Raw genomic sequence first — 20,190 nt, forward strand, 5'->3', positions numbered from 1 at the left:
CCGCGACCCGCGCAGGGGCCGGTCGGGTGCGGGCTCCGGGCCCGGGCGGGCCGGGGCGTGCGTGCTACCATTGTTCGATCTTCAATCCCGTCCTTCGATGTTCCAGCAATGAATTCCGAGACCCTTGCGGCCGGGCCGCAACAGGCACAGCCGCCCGCGACGTTGACGATTGCTTCGCGCGAGAGCCGCCTGGCGATGTGGCAAGCCGAACATGTGCGTGATGCGCTGCGCAAATTATATCCAGCTTGTGACGTGAAAATCCTCGGGATGACGACCCGCGGCGACCAGATTCTCGATCGCACGCTGTCGAAGGTCGGCGGCAAGGGCCTGTTCGTGAAGGAACTGGAGAGCGCGCTGGCCGACGGCCGCGCCGATCTCGCCGTGCATTCGCTGAAGGACGTGCCGATGGCGCTGCCCGACGGCTTCTCGCTCGCCGCGATCATGGAGCGCGAGGACCCGCGCGACGCGTTCGTGTCGAACGACTACGCGTCGCTCGACGCGCTGCCGGCCGGTGCGGTCGTCGGCACGTCGAGCCTGCGCCGCGAAGCGATGCTGCGCGCGCGCTATCCGCATCTCGACGTGCTGCCGTTGCGCGGCAACCTCGACACGCGCCTCGCGAAGCTCGACCGCGGCGACTACGCGGCGATCATCCTCGCGGCCGCCGGCCTGAAGCGCCTTGGCCTCGAAGCGCGGATCCGCACGCTGCTCGACGTCGAGGCCAGCCCGCCCGCGGCCGGCCAGGGTGCGCTCGGCATCGAGATCGCCGCGCACCGCAGCGACGTCGCCGCATGGCTCGCGCCGCTGCACCACCCGCAGACCGCGCTCGCGGTCGAGGCCGAGCGGATGGTGTCGCGCGCGCTCGGCGGCAGCTGCGAAGTGCCGCTCGCCGCGTACGCGGTGTGGCGCGCGGGCGAGCTGTACCTGACGGGCCGCGTGTCGACGACCGACGGCAAGCGCGTGCTGACGGCCGAGGAGTGCGGAGCCGTCATGACCGTCGCCGATGCGCTCGCGCTCGGCCGTGCAGTGTCCGACGAGCTCGAGGCGCAAGGCGCGCTCGACATCGTCCAGGCGCTGCTCGCGGGCTCGCAGGCCGGCAAGGGCGACGCCTGATGGCGGGCGGCGCGCGCGCGTTCACCGCTGTCCTGACCCGTCCGGACGGCCAGTCGGACGCGCTTGCGTCGCAACTGGCCGATGCCGGCTGCGACGTGCTCGAATTCCCGCTGATCGACATCGCACCGGTCGACGATCCGGCGCCGCTCGACGCCGCGTTCGCGGCGCTCGCCGACTACGCGCTCGTGATTTTCGTGTCGCCGAACGCGATCGACCGCGCGCTCGCGCAGTACGGCGCGATCTGGCCGAATGCGCTGCCGGTCGGCGTGGTCGGGCCCGGCAGCGTCGCGGCACTCGAGCGGCACGGCATCGCGGCGCCCGCGCACCGCGTGATCGCGCCGCAGGCGCCGGCCGACGGCGGCGTGCCCCATTACGATTCGGAAAGCCTGTTCGCATGCATCGAGGCCGCGTTCGGCGGCGCGCAGGCGCTTGTGGCCAAGCGCGTGCTGATCGTGCGCGGCGACGGCGGGCGCGAATGGCTCGCCGACCGGCTGCGCGAGGCCGGCGCGGACGTCACGCTCGTCGCCGCGTACCGGCGCGTCGTGCCCGAGCCGCGCGTCGGCGCATGGGAGCGCGTCCACGCGCTGCTCGGCGGCGAACCGCACGCGTGGCTCGTCACGAGCTCGGAAGGCGTGCGCAACCTGCACGAACTTGCACGGGCACACCTGAACGACGCCGAGATCGACGCGCTGAAGCACGCACCGCTCGTGACGCCGCACCCGCGCATCGAGCAGACCGCGCGCGCATTGGGTTTTGATAGGATTACGCTGACCGGCGCGGGCGATGAGCGCATCGTCCGCGCGTTTCGAACGATGGCCGACGAGGCCGTCCAACCGGCGACAGCCGCACCGGTGACTAAACGCATGACAGATACCAACGATTCCAAAAGCGTCGCTTCCCAGCCGGCCGCTGCATCCGCGCCGCCGTCCCGCCCCCCTTATATGGCGTCCGAACCGCCCCCGCGCCGTGGCGGCAGCGCGGTGCTGTGGTTCGTCGTCGTCGTGCTCGGCTGCGCGGCGGGCGTCGGCGGCTATGCGCTGAACCGCAAGATCGACCGGCTCGACGGCACGTTCGTCGCGCGCCAGAAGGCGCTCGACGCGCAGACGGCGGAGACGCGCATGAAGACCGAGCAGGCGCTCGCGAGTACGCACCAGGTCGACACGCAGCTCGCGCAGCTCGACGGCAAGCTCGCCGACGCGCAGAGCGCGCAGCAGGCGCTGCAGCAGCAATACCAGGACCTGTCGCGCAACCGCGATGCGTGGATGCTCGAGGAAGTCGACCAGATGCTGTCGAGCGCGAGCCAGCAGCTTCAACTGACGGGCAACACGCAGCTCGCGCTGATCGCGCTGCAGAACGCCGACGCGCGTCTCGCGACGTCGCAGAGCGCGCAGGCCGTCACGGTGCGCAAGGCGCTCGCGCTGGACATCGAGAAGCTGAAGGCCGCTCCGACAGCCGATCTCACGGGTCTCGCGATCAAGCTCGACGACGCGATCGGCAAGATCGACGCGCTGCCGCTTTCCGGCGAGGCGATCGTGCCGCACGCGGCACCGAAGGCCGCGCCGGCCGACGCCGCATCGACGGCCGTGGCCGGCGAGCCGCGCTGGAAGGTGTGGTGGCACGACTTCTCGGCCGGTCTCGGCCAGCAGTTGAAGGGCCTCGTGCAGGTGCGCCGGATCGACAACGCGGACGCGATGCTCGCGTCGCCCGACCAGGGCTACTTCGTGCGCGAGAACGTGAAGCTGCGCCTGCTCACCGCGCGCCTGTCGCTGCTCGCGCGCAACGACAGCGCGATGAAGGCCGACCTGCACGCCGCGCAGGCGTCGCTCGGGAAGTATTTCGATCAGGCGTCGAAGGACACGCAGACCGTCGAGGATCTGCTCAAGCAGGTTGACGGCGCATCGCTGACGGTTGCGGTGCCGAACCTGAACACGAGCCTGAACGCCGTTCAGCAGTTCAAGAGCCGGGGGTAACGATGACGCTTCGAGGAATCGTCTGGCTCGCGGTCCTGTTCGCGATCGCCGCGGCACTCGCCACCGTCGGCCGTTTCGACGCGGGGCAGGTGCTGCTCGTCTATCCGCCGTACCGGATCGACGTGTCGCTGAACCTGTTCGTGATCGCCATCGTCGTGCTGTTCATCGTCGTGTATTCGCTGCTGCGCATCGTGCGCAACATCTGGCGCATGCCGCAGCGGGTCGCCGCGTATCGTGCGCGTTCGCGCAACGAGAAGGCGCAGGCGTCGCTGCGCGATGCAATCGCGAACCTGTACGCGGGCCGCTTCTCGCGTGCGGAGAAGGCCGCGCGTGACGCGCTGTCGGTCGACGCGAACCTGGGCGCCGCGAGTCTCGTCGCGGCCACCGCCGCGCACCGGATGCACGAGTACACGCGCCGCGACGACTGGCTGTCGAAGGTCGACGCGCCCGAATGGCAGGACGCACGGCTGCTCGCCGCGGCCGACATGCGCGCGGACGCGCGCGATGCCGACGGCGCGCTCGCCGCGCTGGCCGACATGCAGGCGGGCGGCAAGCGCATCCACGCGCAGCAGGTCGCGCTGCGCGCGCAGCAGCAGTTGAAGAACTGGGCCGAGGTGCTGAAGCTCGCGAAGGCGCTCGAGAAGCGCGAGGCGCTGCATCCGGCCGCGGCCGTGCGGCTGCGCCAGCAGGCTGCGGAAAACCTGCTGCGCGAACGCCGGCACGACCCGGACGCGTTGCTCGAGGTGTGGCAGTCGCTGTCGCCGATCGAGCGCCAGTCGCCGCGTCTGGCCGATCTCGCGGCCGACCTGCTCGTGACGCTCGAGCGCCGCAACGAAGCGCGCCGTATCGTCGAGGAAGCGCTTGCGCACAACTGGGACGCACGCCTGCTGCGCCGTTACCCGGACACGGCCGGCGCCGATGCGCTGCCGCTCATCCAGAAGGCGGAAGGGTGGAAGAAGGATCACCCGGAGGATGCCGACCTGCTGTTCGCGCTCGGCCGTCTCTGCCAGCAGCAGCAACTGTGGGGCAAGGCGCAATCGTTCCTCGAAGCGGCACTGAAGCTGGCCGACAACGAGGCGCTGAAGGTGCGTACGCATCGCGCGCTCGCGCGCCTGTTCGAGCGTCTCGGCGAAACCGACAAGGCCGCGAAGCACTACCGCGAAAGCGCACTCGCGATTACCGTGGTCTGACGCGGGCTGTGGCCGCCTGCCGAGGGTGGGCCACCGCGCCACGCAAAATGCCCCGAACGCCGGATGGCCTTCGGGGCATTTTTTCGTCCGTTGCGAACCGGTGCCGGACGCGCTATGCGCCGAGCCTGCGCAGCAGGTCGTCCTCGCTGGCGACGAACCACACCGAGTGCCCGCGATTGGACTCGCGAACGAGCGCGCGAAGCGCTTCGCTGTGCGCGAGCCAGCCGCCGATATCGCCGACCACGCCGAGCCGGACGCCGTAGTTGACGAGCTTCTGCAGCACGGCGCCGGCCAGCCCGCTGTCGAGCCGGTAGAAGTCGTCGTGCAGCGCGTCGGCAGGGACCACGATCCAGTCGGCCTCATGCTCGTGCGCGAGCGCGACGAGGTCGAGCGCATCGCTTTCCCGCTGCACGAGGCCGGCGGAAGGATCCCGGACCAGCACGCGGCTGCCGGCTGCCTGAACGATTCGGTGGGGCATGCGGGTTGGCTCCGTCGACATGATCGTTACGCGCCGTGCATCACTTGTCGACGAGCTGCTTCGGCACCGACAGCGCGAGCAGCCCGCCGAGCACGAGGAAGCCCGCGAGCACGACCATGCCCGCATCGTTGGCGCCCGTCGCCTGCTTGAGCCAGCCCATCATGTACGGGCTCAGGAAGCCGGCGAGGTTGCCGATCGAGTTGATCATCGCGATGCCGGCGGCCGCCGCCGTGCCGCCGAGGAATGCGGTCGGCAGGCTCCAGAACAGCGGCAGCGTCGTCAGGATGCCGATCGTCGCGAGCGTGAGGCCGAGCATCGCGAGCGCCGTCTGGTGCGCCCAGATCACCGACAGCACGAGCCCGATCGCGCCGATCGCGGCCGGAATCGCGAGGTGCCAGCGACGTTCGCGGCGCTTGTCCGCGCTGCGCGCGATCAGGATCATCGCGACCACCGCGGCCGCATACGGAATCGCCGACAGCAGGCCGATCATGAATGTGTCGGTCACGCCGGTGGCCTTGATGATCGTCGGCAGCCAGAAGCCGACGCCGTAGAGCCCCATCACGAACGAGAAGTAGATCAGCGCCATCAGCCACACGCGCGGGCTCGACATCACGGCGCCGAGCGGGAGGTCTTCCTTGGTCGCTTCCTCCGCGTCGACGTTGCGCGCGAGCAGCGCCTTTTCGTCGTCGGTCAGCCACTTCGCCTTCACGATCCGCTCGTCGAGCTTGAAGAACACGAGCACGCCGACCAGTACCGACGGGATGCCTTCGAGCAGGAACAGCCATTGCCAGCCGTGCCACCCGCTCATGCCGTCGAACGCCTTCAGGATGAAGCCCGAGAGCGGTCCGCCGATCACGCCGGACAAGGCGACTGCCGTCATGAAGAACGTCGTCATCCGGCCGCGCCGGTGCGCGGGATACCAGTAGGTGAGGTAGAGGATCACGCCGGGGAAGAAGCCCGCTTCGGCGACGCCGAGCAGGAAGCGCATCACGTAGAACATCACGGGCGTCGTGACGAACATCGTCAGGATCGAGATCACGCCCCACGTCGCCATGATGCGGGCGATCCACACGCGGGCGCCGACCTTGTGCAGGATGATGTTGCTCGGTACCTCGAAGAGGAAATAGCCGAAGAAGAAGATCCCGGCGCCGAGCCCGTAGACGGTGTCGCTCAGGTTCAGGTCGCTCGCCATCTGCAGCTTCGCGAACCCGACGTTCACGCGGTCGAGATACGCGACCACGTAGCACAGCAGCAGGAGCGGCGTGAGCCGCCACGACACCTTGCGGTAGGTTGCTTCCTCGAATGCGCCGGACGAACCCGGCAGCGACTGCGTCGATGTTGCCATGCTGTCTCCTGTCCTTGTAATGGGCCGGAGCTGGCGTATCGGCGCCCGACCCGGTTTCGTGCGAAGCAATGCGTGAATGCTGCGCCGGCCGGTGAATCCCGACGCGGCGCGCGAATAGCCCGGTGCGGCTAGATGCAGCGCCCGCCGTCGACTTCGAGGCAGACGCCCGTGATGAACTCGGCCTCGTCGGACGCAAGGTAAAGCGCCGCGTTCGCGATGTCCTGCGGTGTCGAGAAGCGGCCGAGCGGGATCGTCGCGAGGAAGCGGCGGCGGTTCTCGGGCGTGTCCTCGCAGCCCATGAACTCGGTCATCAGGCCCGTTTCGCCGAGCACGGGATTGATGCAGTTCACGCGGATGCGATCGGCGCCGAGCTCGGCCGCGAGCGATTTGCTCGCGGTGATCATCGCGCCCTTCGTGCTGTTGTACCAGACGAGGCCCGGGCGCGGCCGCACGCCGGCCGTCGACGCGACATTCACGAACACGCCGCCGCCCTGTTCACGGAAGTACGGAACGAAGGTCTGCACGCACCAGAACAGGCTCTTCATGTTGACCGCGTACACGCGGTCGAACTCGGCTTCCGACACGTCGAGCACCGGCTTGTTGCGGTGCGTGGTGCCGGCGTTGTTCACGACGATCTGCACCGAATGGAAATCGTCGAGCGCGGCCTGCAGCAGCGCGCGCCAGTCGTCCTGCTTCGACACGTCGCCCGCCACCGCGATCGCCTTGCCGCCCGCGAGCGCGATCTCGCTCGCGACGCGTTCGGCCGCTGCCCCGTTCAGGTCGTTGACGACGACGTTCGCGCCTTCGCGCGCATACGTCTTCGCGATGCCTTCGCCGAAACCCGAGCCGCCGCCCGTGACGATGGCCGTCTTGCCGCTCAACCGCATGGTGTGTCTCCTGTGCTGGTTATGAGAGTGGTCGTGTGTCGCGATGCGTCCGGGCGCTGCCGGCCGCGTTTCGTGCGCCGCGCGTTCAGCCGTGCCGGATCGCGATCGTCTTCAGCGCGGTGAAGCCGTACAGCGCCTCGAAGCCTTTCTCGCGGCCATGGCCCGAGTGGCCGACGCCGCCGAACGGCAGTTCGACGCCGCCGCCCGCGCCATAGTTGTTGATGAACACCTGGCCCGCGCGCAGGCGCCGCGCGAGACGCATCTGGCGTGCGCCGTCGCGCGTCCAGATACCCGCGACGAGGCCGTACGGCGTGCCGTTCGCGAGCGCGACGGCTTCGTCTTCGTCGACGAAACGCATCGCGGCGAGCACGGGGCCGAATACTTCCTCCTGCGCGAGCCGGTGCGACGGCGGTACGTCGCGCAACAGCGCGGGCGCCTGATAGAAGCCGCTTTCGGGCGCGTCGGCGACGACCTGCCCGTGCGCGGCCATCGGAATGCCGTCGTGCTGCGCGTCGGACAGGAAATCCCATACGCGCTGCTGTTGCTTCGCGTTGATCAGCGGGCCGCAATCGAGGTCGGCGCGGCTCGGGCCGACGCGCAGCCCGTTGAACGCGGTGGCGAGGCGCTCGACGAGCGCTTCGTAGACCGTGCGCTCGATCAGTACGCGGCTGCCGGCCGAGCAGGTCTGCCCGCCGTTCTGCACGATCGCCGACACGAGCACGGGCAGCGCGGCTTCGAGATCGGCATCGGCGAACACGATCTGCGGCGACTTGCCGCCGAGTTCGAGCGTGACGGGCACGTGGTTCTCGGCGGCCATCTGCGTGACCAGCTTGCCGGTGGCCGGCGAACCCGTAAACGAGATGTGGTCGATGCCCGGATGGCGCGCGAGCGCGGCGCCGGCTTCATGGCCGTAGCCGGTGACGATGTTGAGCGCGCCGGCCGGCAGCCCGGCCTCGGCGGCCAGCTCGGCGACGCGCAGCACCGACAGGCACGCATCCTCGGCCGGCTTGACGACGCATGCGTTGCCGGCCGCGAGCGCCGCGCCGACGCTGCGCCCGAAGATCTGCATCGGGTAGTTCCACGGCACGATGTGGCCGGTGACGCCGTGCGGCTCGCGCACCGTCAGCACCGTATAGCCGGCCTGATAGGGGAGGGTTTCGCCATGCAGCTTGTCGGCGGCGCCCGCGTAGAACTCGAAGTAGCGCGCGAGCGCGGCCGCGTCGGCGCGTGCCTGCTTCAGCGGCTTGCCGGTGTCGCGCGCCTCGATCGCCGCGAGTTCCTCGATGGAATCGGCCACGCGTGCCGACAGCCGCATCAGCACGCGGCCGCGCTCGGCGGCGCTCGCGGCGCCCCATGCGCCCGCGAATGCGTCGCGGGCCGCGGCGACCGCGCGCTCGATGTCGGGAGCGGTGCCGCGCGCGATCGTCGCGAACGGCTGGCCGTCGGACGGGTCGACGACCGCGATCGTTTCCAGTTGCGCGGGCAACGTCCATTCGCCCGCGATGAAGTGCTTCGCCTCTTCCATGCCTGCTCCTGTCGACCAGAGTTAGCGCTTTAGCGCTTACTCTGGTCCCATGCTTCGCGGTCGACCAGATGTCGACCGGACTTGGCGCTTTAGCGCTTAGTCCGGTCCCGTGCAAAGCTGTTAGCGCTTCAGCGCTTACTCTGGTCCCATGCTTCGCGGTCGACCAGATGTCGACCGGACTTGGCGCTTCAGCGCTTAGTCCGGTCCCATGCAAGGCTGTTAGCGCTTCAGCGCTTACTCTGTTCCCGTGCTTCGCGGTCGACCGGTGCCGGCGCTTCAGCGCCGACGCCGGTCCCATCCAACGCCGCCGGTGGTTCGACGGCCGGGCATCCGGAACGATTATCGCGCCGATCGTCATCCGGATGCCACCGGTCGATTGGCTATAATGGCGCATTCCGTTGAGGGACGCCTGCGGCGGTGCATCGGCCGCGGCGCCCTGTCCCGAATTCCCATCGACCTACAGAGAGCGCTCATGAGCTTCAATCATGTTCCGGCCGGCAAGGACCTGCCGCAAGATTTCAACGTGATCATCGAGATTCCCGCGCAAAGCGACCCGGTGAAGTACGAGGCGGACAAGGAGCTGGGCCTCCTCGTCGTCGACCGCTTCATCGGCACGGGCATGCGCTATCCGGTGAACTACGGCTACATCCCGCAGACGCTGTCGGGTGACGGCGATCCGGTCGACGTGCTGGTGATCACGCCGTTCCCGCTGCTGGCCGGCTCGATCGTGCGTTCGCGCGTGCTCGGCATGCTGCAGATGACCGACGAGTCGGGCGTCGACGCGAAGCTGGTCGCGGTGCCGCATGACAAGGTCTGCCCGATGACGGCGAACCTGAAGTCGATCGACGACGTGCCCGAGTACCTGAAGGACCAGATCAAGCACTTCTTCGAGCAATACAAGGCGCTCGAGAAGGGCAAGTGGGTGAAGGTCGAAGGCTGGGCCGGCATCGAAGCCGCGCACAAGGAAATCGCCGACGGCGCCGCGAACTACAAGAAGTAAGCGGCGCGCCGGCCGACGGCCGGTTCGTGTGAAATGCAAACCGCGCGTGTCTCCTCAGGAGGCCGCGCGGTTTTGTTTTGCGCGCGCGGTTTTCCTGCGTGCGGAAGGGGCGGCGGGCGCGGGCGGGGTGGTGGTATCCGGTGTGTCCTTCGCGCGTCTGGCGCGGCGAGGGGCAACGGAGATTTCGGTGGCTTCGGTGGCTTTGGTGGATGTCGCGGCCGACGGACGGCGGCGAGCCGGTGCGGGAGCGAGGGCGTCGCGTCCGTTCGTGACGGGTTTGCTGCCGACTGGTGACGTTTTTCTTTTCGACGACGGGGGCGCGGCCTGTTGGTCTTTTGTTGCCGGAGTGCCGCGCGACGAGGTCTTGTTCACGACCGCATCGCCGCCGGTCTTCGCGCGCTTCGCGACCGGCGCGGCTTTTGCCGCCTTTGGAGCCTTGGCGGCTTGTCGGGGCTTCGCGGTTTTCGCAGCCTTGATGGCTTTCCCGGCTTTCCCGGCGGCTTTTTCCGTTTCAGCCGTCTTCGTCGCGCTATCGACGTTCTCCGTCTTTGCCTTCGCCTTCTTCCGTCCACGCGTACCCGCCTTCAACCCGGCCAAGTCACCGCTCCCGTCGATCGTCACGCCCGCCGGCAGCACCGACTCCAGCGTCCGCAGCCCGGCCGCCAGCTCACGCTTCTGCGCGGCCGTGAGCCGCTTCACCCAGTATTCGACGCGCGACGCGCTCGACCGGTCGGGCAGCGGAAACGATGCGAGCACTGCGCGCGGCTTGCGCGAGCGCGTGTAGCGCGCGCCCTTGCCGGCTGCGTGTTCGTCGAAGCGCGCGGCAACGTCGGTCGTGATGCCCGTGTAGACGCTGTCGTCAGCGCATTCGATCAGATACAGAAACCAGGACATGGCAGGGCGGCGGGATGCGAAGCCGCCAGTGTCTCAGAAAAGGCGTGCGTCAACGCCACCGATCGCCGTGCCCGTCGCGGAAGCGGCTCGGCGCCGCGCCGAGTTCGCGGGTGAAGAAGCGCGTGAACGCGCTCGTCGAACGGAAGCCGACCCGCACGCCGATCTCGCCGATCGGCAATTGCGTATTCAGCAGCAGGTCGCGCGCCTCGCCGAGCCGCGCCTGCGCAACGAGCGCGTGAAAGCCGACGGCTTCGCGATGCAGCCGCCGGCGCAGCGTCCAGCGCGACATCGCGAAGCGCGTGCACACGTGCTGCATCAGCGTGTCGGTCGGCACGTCGGCGTCGTCGGAGGTACGCAGCCAGTCGCGCACGCATTGCTCGACGGACGAGCCGAACGTCGAGCGCACGCGCACCCGGTCGCGCGCGGCGTCGGCCGCATGACGCTGGATGCCGGCAAGCGGCGCGTTGTAGCGCTCGAACGGTGTGTCGAAGTGCGCGGAGCGCAGCACGATGCGGTTGTGCGCGGCATCGAACGACACCGGCGCACCGAGCATGTCGCGCAGCGCCGCCGCGGGCGCGAACGCACGGCCGGCGAATTCCGCGTCGTCGACGCGCAGGTGCGGATCGTACAGGCGCGCGAGCGCCGCGAGGATCGCGAGGTTCGCGAGCGCGCTGCCCGCGTCCCGGCCATCTCCTTCGTTCACGTATTCGAGCGCGATCGCATCGCCGTTCTCGTGCACGAAGACCCAGTCGACGTTGCCGATCAGCTCGCGATAGTGAAGGTACGCGTGCAGCGCGTCGCGCAGCGTCGCCGCGTTGCACGTGACGCCCGCGAGCTCCGGGAACGGCACGAGCCACGGCACGGCCTGCGGCGGCGAGCGGTGCCAGGACAGCGGCCAGCCGCTCGTCAGCCGCATCGCGGCGACGTGCCGGTCGCCCGCGATGCGGCGCGTGTCGTCGGCGAGCTCGGCCGGCCCGATGCCGAGCGTCTCGTAAAGCGGCGCGATGTCGATGCCGTTCGCGCGCGCGTCTTCGCACAGCCAGCGGTAGATCCGGACGGATACCGATTTCTGTCGCAACTCCATGTCTGTCTCCCTGTCGTCATGCCGTTCGGGTTTGTCCCCGCTGCGAGAGGTCAACGCATGCTCCTGCCGGTCAAGCGTGGTGACCGGTCGATTTTTAGACTCGGACGCTGGAGTGTGGCGACCAGTACAACAGATCGATTCAGGAGGATCAATGAAAACTTCGCTGTTCCGGTATTCGACGATCGCGTCCGCGTGCGCGCTCACGGCGCTGCTCGCGTCGTGCGGCGGCGACGACATTCATGCGGGCCCGGCCGCGCCGGCCGACGCCGATGCCGCGGCCGACCAGCGTGCGGCCGCGATCGTCGCGCAATTGACGACCGACGAAAAGCTGCAGCTCGTGCACGGCACGGGCATGCCCGCGCTCGACCTGGGCGGCCCGTTTCCGGCCGGCGCGCTGAACGGCGCGAGCTACATTCCGGGCGTGCCGCGGCTCGGCATTCCGGGCGTCAGCAGCGCCGATTCGGCGGGCGGCGTGAACGTGAAGAACGCGCGCGTGACCGCGCTGCCCGCGCCGGTCGCGCTCGCGGCGACGTGGGATCCGGCGCTCGCGGGCACCTACGGCACGCGCATCGCGCTCGAATTGCGCGCGCTCGGTTTCGCGGAAGGGCTCGGCGGCGGCGTGAACCTCGCGCGCGAGCCGCGCAACGGCCGCACGTTCGAATACATGGGCGAGGATCCGGTGCTCGCGGGCACGCTGAGCGCCGCACGCACGCAGGGGACGCAGGCGCAGAAGGTGATCGCGACGATCAAGCATTTCGCGTTCAACGACCAGGAAACCAACCGGATGACGATCGATTCGGTCGTCGACGAGCGGACCATGCGCGAGGCCGAACTGCTCGCGTTCGAGATCGGCGTGAAGGACGGCCAGCCGGGCAACGTGATGTGCTCGTACAACAAGCTGAACGGCGTGTATGCGTGCGAGAGCCCGTATCTGCTGACGACGGTGCTGAAGAACGAGTGGGGCTTCAAGGGCGTCGTGCAGTCGGACTGGGGCGCGACGCATTCGACGGTCGCGGCCGTGCAGGCGGGGCTCGACGAGGAACAGCCGGGCGCGGCCGACGACGGCAACGCGCCGCTCGGCTCGTACTTCAATACGAAGCTGCGTGCGGCGCTGCAGGCCGGCAGCGTGTCGGTCGCGCGGCTGAACGACATGGTGCAGCGCAAGCTGCGCACGCTGATCCGCATCGGCGTGATGGACGCGCCGCCGAAGGCGGGCGGTGCGATCGACGAAGCCGCGGGCAACGCCGATGCGCTTGCGATCGCACGGCAATCCGCGGTGCTGCTGAAGAACGCGGCCGCGCCCGGCGATGCGCAGCCCGTGCTGCCGCTGGCGGCCGGCGCGCTCAAGTCGGTTGTCGTGATCGGCGGGCATGCGGACGCGGGCGTGCTGTCGGGCGGCGGCTCGGGCGCGGTGCCGGCGATCGACGGCAACGCGGTGACGACCTGCCGGCAGCCGGCCGACATGCTGTTCGGCGGCTGCGCGACCTGGTACAAGTCCGCGCCGCTCGCGGCGATCCGCGCGAAGGCGCCGAACGCGTCGGTCAGCTATCTCGACGGGACGGACGCGAACGCCGCCGCGACCGCGGCCTCGCAGGCCGATGTCGCGATCGTGTTCGCGACGCAGTGGCAGACGGAAGGGCTCGACCTGGCGAGCCTGTCGCTGCCCGATGCGAAGGCCGATCCGTACAACCAGCAATACGACCAGAACGCGCTGATCGCCGCGGTCGCGGCGAAGGCGAAGCGCGTGATCGTCGTGCTCGAGAACGGCAGCCCCGTACTGATGCCGTGGCTCGCGAACGTGCACGGCGTGCTCGACGCGTGGTATCCGGGCGTGCAGGGCGGCCAGGCGATCGCGGACCTGCTGTTCGGCGACGCGAACCCGTCGGGCCGGCTGCCGCTGACGTTCCCGAAGCAGGAGGCCGACCTGCCTCAGCCGACGATCGACCCGGCGAGCCAGCAATCGGTCTATGCGGAAGGGCTCGCGTACGGCTACCGCTGGTTCGACGCGAAGGCGATCGAGCCGCTGTTCCCGTTCGGCTATGGGCTGTCGTACACGACGTATGCGCTTTCCGGGATGACCGCGCAGGCCGACGCATCGGGCAACGTGACGGTCGGTGCGACCGTCACGAACACGGGCGCGCGGGCCGGCGCGCAAACGGTGCAGATCTACGCGGCGCTGCCCGCATCGCTCGGCGAGCCGCCGAAGCGGCTCGTCGGCTGGATCAAGGTCGCGCTGCAGCCGGGCGAAGCGCGCACGGTCAGCGTCGCGGTGCCGGCGCAGCGCTTTGCGACCTGGGACGTGAGCACGCATGCATGGCGGGTGAGCGCAGGCAGCTACACGCTCACGGCCGCCGCGTCGTCGCGCGATCCGCAGGGGCTGTCGCAGGCGGTGTCGCTCACGGCGCGCTGACCGGCCGCGTCATGCGTCGGGCAGGCCGGGGGCGACACCTCGGCCTACCCGGCGCCGGATTTGCCCGATGCGGGCCGGCGCACGAGCCGTCTCGCGCTACTTGGTGCTGTGCCGGAACGGATCGTGTTCGCGCAATTCGTCGACGTACGCGTGGATATGCTCGGTCTCGCGTTCGAGAAAGCGCGCGACCGCATCCGAGAACGCCGGGTGCGCGAGCCAGTGCGCGGAGTGCGTGACGGTCGGCAGGAAGCCGCGCGCGAGCTTGTGCTCGCCCTGCGCGCCGCCTTCGAACGTGTCGAGCCCGGCCTCGATGCAGAATTCGAGCAACTGGTAGTAGGCCGTTTCGAAATGCAGGCAGGGCACGTGCTCGAGCGCGCCCCAGTAGCGGCCGTACAGCGTGCCGCCGCCGTGCTCGCCGCGCCGGTAGATGGCGAGCGCGCTCGCGATCGGCTGGCCGTCGGCTTCCGCGATCACGAGCAGCAGGTTCTCGGGCATCGTCGCGCCGATCGTGCGGAAGAAGTCGAGGTTCAGGTACGGGCTCGAATAGTGTTCGCGGTAGGTCTGCCGGTAGCAGCGCGAGAAGAAGCGCCAGTCGGCGTCGGTGATCCGGTCGCCGGTGAGCCGCCGGAACGTCACGCCCGCGTCGTGCACCTTGCGCCGCTCCGCGCGGATGTTCTTGCGCTTCTTCTGCTCGAGCGTGCCGAGGAAATCGTCGAAGTGGCGGTAGCCGTCGTTGATCCAGTGGAACTGCACGCCTTCGCGCAGCATCATCCCCATCGATTCGAGGAGTCGCGCTTCGTCGCCGGTCGGGAACAGCACGTGCAGCGACGACACGTCGCTCTGCTCGGCGAACGCGATCAGCGTGGCCGCGAGCCGGCGGCGCGCGTCGTCGTCGGCCGCGAGCAGGCGCGTGCCCTGCACGGGCGTGAACGGCACCGCGCACAGCAGCTTCGGGTAGTAGGGCAGGTCGTTGCGCTGGTACGCGTCGGCCCACGCCCAGTCGAATACGTATTCGCCGTACGAATGCTGCTTCGCGTAGACGGGCGCGGCGGCGGCGAGGCGGCCGGTGTTCGCGTCGGTCAGCGTGACGAAGTGCGGCGACCAGCCGGTATCGTCGACCGCGCAGCGCGCGACGTGCAGCGCGTCGAGGAATTCGTGGCGCAGGAACGGCGTCGGCTGCGCGTCGCGCGCGAGCAGCGCGTTCCATTCGTCGGCCGGCACCTCCGCGGGGGACGACAGGATGCCCGTGCGATAATCGATGCGTTCGTGTTTCAAGCGTGAATCCGTACCGTTGGATGTTGCCGGATGCGTGCCGCCATGGCCCGCACCCGGGTCGATTTCGTCAGCCGTTCAGGGCGCGCCGCCGGGCTGCGCCGATCCCGTCATGAAGACCCGACTCGCTCTCGCCCAGATCAACGTCACCGTCGGCGATTTCGCCGGCAACGTCGCGCGGATCGTCGCGGCCGCGCGCGCCGCGCACAACGATGGTGCGCAATTGATGGTCGCGCCCGAACTCGCGCTGTCCGGCTATCCGCCGGAAGACCTGCTGCTGCGGCCCGCGTTCTACGCGGCCGCCGCCGCCGCGCTCGACGCGCTCGCCGACGCGCTGAAGGCGTTCGACGGGCTCGCGGTGCTGGTCGGCCATCCGTTGCGCGGCGCGGGCGGCGATCCGCTCGCGCCAGCCGTCGATGGTAATGCAAACCGCCCGATCGAGCGCGGCGTGCCGCCCACCGACACCTTCAACGCGGTGTCGCTGATCGTCGGCGGCGAGATCGCCGGCACCTACCGCAAGCAGGATCTGCCCAACGCCGAGGTGTTCGACGAGAAGCGCTATTTCGCGACGGACGCCGAGCCGCTCGTGTTCGAGCTGAACGGCGTGAAATACGGCGTGATCATCTGCGAGGACGCGTGGCACGCATCGGCCGCGCAGATCGCGAAGGCGGCCGGCGCGCAGGTGCTGCTGATCCCGAACGGCTCGCCGTACCACATGAACAAGGAAGCGGTGCGCATCGATATCCTGCGCGCGCGGATCCGCGAGACCGGGCTGCCGATGGTGTACGTGAACCTCGTCGGCGGCCAGGACGAGCTCGTGTTCGACGGCGGCTCGTTCGTGCTCGACGCGCAGGGCGCGCTCGTCGCGAAGATGCCGCAGTTTGACGAAGGGCACGCGATCGTCGAATTCGACGGCGCGCGGCCGCTGCCCGGCGCGCTCGCGCCCGAGCTGTCGACGGATGCGCAGGTGTACCGCGCGCTCGTGACGGGCGTGCGCGACTACATCGGCAAGAACGGGTTTCCCGGCGTGCTCATCGGGCTGTCGGGCGGCGTCGACTCGGCGCTGGTGCTGGCCGTCGCGTGCGATGCGCTCGGGCCCGAGCGCGTGCGCGCGGTGATGATGCCGTCGCGCTTCACGGCCAACATCTCGACCACCGATGCGGCAGAGATGGCGCGGCGCGTCGGCGTGCGCTACGACGAGATCGCGATCGCACCGATGTTCGACGCGTTCCGCACGTCGCTCGCAGGCGAGTTCGCGGGCCTCGCGGAAGACGCGACCGAGGAGAACATCCAGGCGCGCATTCGCGGCACGCTGCTGATGGCGCTGTCGAACAAGTTCGGCTCGATCGTGCTGACGACCGGCAACAAGAGCGAGATGGCGGTCGGCTACTGCACGCTGTACGGCGACATGGCCGGCGGTTTCGCGGTGATCAAGGACATCGCGAAGACGCTCGTGTACCGGCTCTGCCGCTATCGCAACGAAGCGGCCGACTACCCGCTGCGCGACGTGATCCCCGAGCGGATCCTGACGCGCGCGCCGTCGGCCGAGCTGCGCGAGAACCAGACCGACCAGGACAGCCTGCCGCCGTACGACGTGCTCGACGCGATCATGCGGATGTACATGGAAGAAGACCGGCCGCTCGCCGAGATCGTCGCAGCCGGCTATGCGCAGGCCGACGTCGAACGCGTGACGCGGCTCATCAAGATCAACGAATACAAGCGTCGCCAGGCGCCGATCGGCATCCGCGTCACGCATCGCGCATTCGGGCGCGACTGGCGCTATCCGATCACGTCACGCTTTACCGAGCGTCTCGATTGAGGCGTGTCGAGCCGTGCGCGGCTCGCCGGCTTACAATCGGGATCGCGATTTTTCATCCAAACGAGCATTGGGGGACAACCACCATGAAACGCATCACCGCCATCATCAAGCCGTTCAAGCTGGACGAAGTCCGCGAAGCGCTCGCCGAAGTGGGTCTCACGGGCCTGACCGTGACGGAAGTGAAGGGCTTCGGCCGCCAGAAGGGGCATACCGAGCTGTATCGCGGCGCCGAATACGTCGTCGACTTCCTGCCGAAGATGAAGATCGAGGTGGTCGTCGCGGAAGCGCAGGTCGACCAGGTGATCGACGCGGTGATCGGTGCGGCGCGCACCGGCAAGATCGGCGACGGCAAGATCTTCGTGTCGGACGTCGAACGCGTGATCCGCATCCGCACCGGCGAAGAGAACGAAGCGGCCGTCTGAGCGGTGCATTCGTCAGTGGGCCGCGTCAGGGCCCGTCATTAGCGTGAACAGGCCCGAAGCCGGCCCGCCAATAAAAAACGGTGCGATACCCGGTAGGGTACCGCACCGATACGCGCCTCTCGCAGCAGCGTGGAAAGTGTTGCCGAATCGTTCTCTGGACGGCGCCTGATCAGAACAGGTGCTGGATGCCGGCGTAGACGCCGGTCTGGCTGCCGCCCGGGTTCGGGTTGCCCGTCGACACGGCCGTACCTGCACCGTTCGCGTTCAGGCCGAAGTTCGCGTTCTTGCTGTTGCGCACCGTTGCGACCTGCAGATCGAACAGCGTGCGCTTCGAGATGTTGTACGAACCGCCGACCGTGTAGATGTTCGCGTTGCCGCCGCCGTGGTTTGCGTTCACGTGATACACGGCCGCGATCAGCGCCGCTGCCGGTGTTGCCTGCCACGTCACGCCGCCCCAGACCTGCTGGGTGCCGGTCACGCCGGCGTTCACGGCCGGGCCGCCGCTGCCGTCCGCGCGCGATGCCTGGTATGCCGCCTGCACCTTGAACTGGCCGAGGAACACGTTCACGCCCGCGAAGTATTCACGCGAGTAGTTGAACACGTCCGAGAAGCGGCCGTTGCTGTCGCGCGTTTCGTCGTAGATGCCACGCAACTGGAACAGCGAGTTCGTATAGGTGACCTGACCGCCCATTGCACGGCCCGGTTGGCCGGCTGTCGTGTTGCCGTTGAAGCTGGTCGAGTTCGAGAACGAGAACTGGCCGTAGAAGTCGAGGCCGTAGAACTGCGGCGACTGGTACGAAACGTTGTTGCTGGTCTTGTTCCAGTTGCGGCCGCGGACGAGCGATGCGGTCGACCAGGCCGACTGGCCGAACGGGTCGAAGTCCCACACGCCGTTGGCGATCGCGAGCTCACGACCCAACAGCAGCGTACCGTAGCGGTCGTTCGAGATGCCGACCGTCGCAAAACGATCCCAGATCGAGCCGGACGTGCCGAGACCGCCGGTCATCGTGTTGAACGCACCTTCGAGGTGGAACAGGACCTTGTTGCCGCCGCCGATGTCCTCGCTGCCCTTCAAGCCCCACAGGCTGGTGCCCCAGTCGCCGCTTTCCGCGCGCACTTGGTGGCCGTTTTGCAGGCCGTTCAGGTACTCGATGCCTGCATCCAGGCGGCCATACAGCGTGACGCTGCTCTGCGCGTGCGCCGTCACCACCCCAGCAGCCATCAGCGCGGCCGCGACCAAAGCTTTCTTCATCATCTCCTCCATACCCTGTCAAAAAGTCAACCCAGACTGCACAAGATGCCCGGAGCGCGAGCGCCGGGCAAAAGCGGGATAACCAGGGAGACCTCGTGCAGGGCCGGTAAGCGCGGCACGCGGGCAAGCAGACGGAAAACCGTTGAGCGATCCCGCGCAGCCGGGTCGGCCTGCGGGGTCTCCTTGTAGTGTCGTGAAGCTAAACTACATTTCACGAACTTCGTTTTGCTACTTTGGTTACTAATTTAGCAAAAATACAATTTTGTGGCGATGGAAATCGTTGTTTGACTAACACCTGTCGCCAAATTGCCATGCAACACAGTGCGCAACAGGTGCCCCAAGGGTTCGCAACTACCGGAAAACCCTTGTCCCGCAAGGGAGACATGAATTCCGCGAACATGGGTCAAGGATTGCCACTATTGACGTTGCCGGGGCGTGGGCGTAAGCGCGGAAGAGGCGAAATTGGTAAGTATTTCGTAATGAATTGGCGGCCGCCGAATGCCGCTGTCCAATGCCTGCAACGCCCGTCGCGCAAGGCGCGTGCGGCTGCGGCGCGTCGAGTTCAGCCGGGGCCCGGCCGTGCGTCGAGCAGTTGCGCGCGAATCCAGCGGTGCGCATCGGTGCGCGCGTGCTTTGCGTGCGAGTAGACCTTCACCGTGTAGCGCGGGATCTCGAACGGCGCGGGGAAGATGCGGATCGGCGCCGCGTGCCGCAGCGCCTGCGCGGCGCGGTTCGGCACGGTCATCAGGAGTGCGGATTCCGCGATCACGAACGGCGCGGCGAGCACGGTCGGCAACTGCACGGCCACCTGCCGCGCGAGGCCGAGCCGGTCGAGCACGTAGTCGACGACGCCGCGCGATTCGTTCCACGGCGTGACGACCACGTGGCGTGCCGCCAGGTACTGGTCGAACGTCAGCCGCCGGCGGATGTCCGGATGCGCGGCGCTCGCGATCACGACGTAGTCGTCGGAGAGCCAGTCGAAATCCTCGATGCCCGGCGCGTCGGCCGTCGATTCCTCGTGATAGCCGAGCGCGAAATCGATGCGGCCGGCCGCCAGTTCGTCGACGGAAATCTTCCGGTCGGAATGCACGACGCGGATCCGCAACTGCGGCGCGACGTGCTGGATGCGCGCCAGAAACGCCGGCAGTACCGCGAACGCCGTGTAGTCGGTCGCGGCGAACACGAACGTGCGATCGCTTTGCGCGGGATCGAAGCGGCGCGCGCGGGCGAGCCCTTTCGACATCGTGTCGAGCGCGTCGCCGGCCCACGTGGCGATGTCGTCGGCGCGCACGGTCGGCTGCATCTCGTTGCCGAGGCGCACGAACAGCGCGTCGCCGATCGCGTCGCGCAGCCGCGCGAGCGCGTGGCTCAGCGCGGACGGGCTCATCGCGAGCTCGTGCGCGGCCGCGGCGACCGACCGGTGGCGGTACAGCGCGTCGAACGCGAGCAACAGGTTCAGGTCGAGACGGCGCAGGTCGGGATGCATCATGTTCAGGTCTAGATGAAGAAACTGCACTTCCTGCAGGCACGGC

General features: G+C 68.4%; 16 protein-coding genes. 7 read left to right on the forward strand and 9 right to left on the reverse strand.

Translation table 11 applies throughout. The features are described from left to right. Positions 1–108 precede the first annotated feature (108 nt). Genes hemC through JYG32_RS00340 form a run of 3 tightly spaced genes read left to right on the forward strand, consistent with a single transcriptional unit; the run spans position 109 to position 4,270 of the window. Positions 109–1,110, forward strand: a complete 1,002-nt coding sequence (gene hemC / locus JYG32_RS00330) for a hydroxymethylbilane synthase (RefSeq protein WP_213264320.1) — start codon at positions 109–111, stop codon at positions 1,108–1,110. Further along, on the forward strand, positions 1,110–3,080 hold the full coding sequence (gene hemDX / locus JYG32_RS00335; protein ID WP_213264321.1) for a fused uroporphyrinogen-III synthase HemD/membrane protein HemX: 1,971 nt from the start codon (positions 1,110–1,112) through the stop codon (positions 3,078–3,080). The genes hemC and hemDX overlap by 1 nt, the downstream gene beginning before the upstream one ends. Positions 3,081–3,082: 2 nt before the next feature. Then, positions 3,083–4,270, forward strand: a complete 1,188-nt coding sequence (locus JYG32_RS00340) for a heme biosynthesis protein HemY (RefSeq protein WP_213264322.1) — start codon at positions 3,083–3,085, stop codon at positions 4,268–4,270. Positions 4,271–4,382: 112 nt separating this feature from the next. Here the strand turns inward: JYG32_RS00340 and JYG32_RS00345 are convergent, their stop codons facing one another. From JYG32_RS00345 to JYG32_RS00360, 4 genes are all read right to left on the reverse strand, one after another. After that, positions 4,383–4,748: a DUF4180 domain-containing protein gene (locus JYG32_RS00345; protein ID WP_213264323.1), complete on the reverse strand. Its 366-nt coding sequence runs from the start codon at positions 4,746–4,748 to the stop codon at positions 4,383–4,385. Positions 4,749–4,788: 40 nt separating this feature from the next. Then, positions 4,789–6,093 (reverse strand): MFS transporter, encoded by a 1,305-nt coding sequence (locus JYG32_RS00350; RefSeq protein WP_174382790.1) that lies wholly within the window; start codon positions 6,091–6,093, stop codon positions 4,789–4,791. A gap of 128 nt (positions 6,094–6,221) precedes the next feature. Next, positions 6,222–6,980, reverse strand: coding sequence for an SDR family oxidoreductase (locus JYG32_RS00355; protein WP_174382791.1), 759 nt, complete (start codon positions 6,978–6,980; stop codon positions 6,222–6,224). 85 nt (positions 6,981–7,065) lie between these two features. Continuing rightward, positions 7,066–8,505 (reverse strand): aldehyde dehydrogenase family protein, encoded by a 1,440-nt coding sequence (locus JYG32_RS00360; protein ID WP_047898743.1) that lies wholly within the window; start codon positions 8,503–8,505, stop codon positions 7,066–7,068. 472 nt (positions 8,506–8,977) lie between these two features. Between JYG32_RS00360 and ppa the strand changes: the two genes are divergently transcribed. Further along, on the forward strand, positions 8,978–9,505 hold the full coding sequence (gene ppa / locus JYG32_RS00365; protein WP_027786751.1) for an inorganic diphosphatase: 528 nt from the start codon (positions 8,978–8,980) through the stop codon (positions 9,503–9,505). A 54-nt stretch (positions 9,506–9,559) separates the two neighbouring features. On the opposite strand, the gene JYG32_RS00370 is transcribed toward ppa, so the two are convergent. Further along, entirely contained in the window at positions 9,560–10,399 is an 840-nt protein-coding gene (locus tag JYG32_RS00370; protein ID WP_213264324.1) for a GIY-YIG nuclease family protein, read from the reverse strand. 49 nt (positions 10,400–10,448) lie between these two features. After that, the gene (locus JYG32_RS00375; RefSeq protein ID WP_174382793.1) at positions 10,449–11,483 is read right to left on the reverse strand and encodes a helix-turn-helix transcriptional regulator; all 1,035 of its coding nucleotides are present in this window, start codon (positions 11,481–11,483) and stop codon (positions 10,449–10,451) included. A gap of 151 nt (positions 11,484–11,634) precedes the next feature. Between JYG32_RS00375 and JYG32_RS00380 the strand changes: the two genes are divergently transcribed. After that, positions 11,635–13,893, forward strand: coding sequence for a glycoside hydrolase family 3 C-terminal domain-containing protein (locus JYG32_RS00380; protein WP_213264325.1), 2,259 nt, complete (start codon positions 11,635–11,637; stop codon positions 13,891–13,893). 96 nt (positions 13,894–13,989) lie between these two features. On the opposite strand, the gene JYG32_RS00385 is transcribed toward JYG32_RS00380, so the two are convergent. After that, the gene (locus JYG32_RS00385; protein WP_213264326.1) at positions 13,990–15,168 is read right to left on the reverse strand and encodes a GNAT family N-acetyltransferase; all 1,179 of its coding nucleotides are present in this window, start codon (positions 15,166–15,168) and stop codon (positions 13,990–13,992) included. A gap of 109 nt (positions 15,169–15,277) precedes the next feature. On the opposite strand from JYG32_RS00385, the gene JYG32_RS00390 reads away from it, so the two are divergent. Both JYG32_RS00390 and JYG32_RS00395 read left to right on the forward strand, forming a co-directional pair. After that, positions 15,278–16,984, forward strand: a complete 1,707-nt coding sequence (locus JYG32_RS00390; RefSeq protein WP_213264327.1) for an NAD+ synthase — start codon at positions 15,278–15,280, stop codon at positions 16,982–16,984. 83 nt (positions 16,985–17,067) lie between these two features. Continuing rightward, positions 17,068–17,406, forward strand: coding sequence for a P-II family nitrogen regulator (locus JYG32_RS00395; protein WP_006398637.1), 339 nt, complete (start codon positions 17,068–17,070; stop codon positions 17,404–17,406). A 169-nt stretch (positions 17,407–17,575) separates the two neighbouring features. On the opposite strand, the gene JYG32_RS00400 is transcribed toward JYG32_RS00395, so the two are convergent. Further along, entirely contained in the window at positions 17,576–18,661 is a 1,086-nt protein-coding gene (locus JYG32_RS00400; protein WP_174382797.1) for a porin, read from the reverse strand. A 559-nt stretch (positions 18,662–19,220) separates the two neighbouring features. Further along, entirely contained in the window at positions 19,221–20,147 is a 927-nt protein-coding gene (locus tag JYG32_RS00405) for a LysR family transcriptional regulator (protein WP_213264328.1), read from the reverse strand. Between the last annotated feature and the right edge of the window lie 43 nt (positions 20,148–20,190).

The sequence above is a fragment of the Burkholderia pyrrocinia genome (assembly GCF_018417535.1).
Taxonomy (GTDB): Bacteria; Pseudomonadota; Gammaproteobacteria; order Burkholderiales; family Burkholderiaceae; genus Burkholderia; species Burkholderia pyrrocinia_E.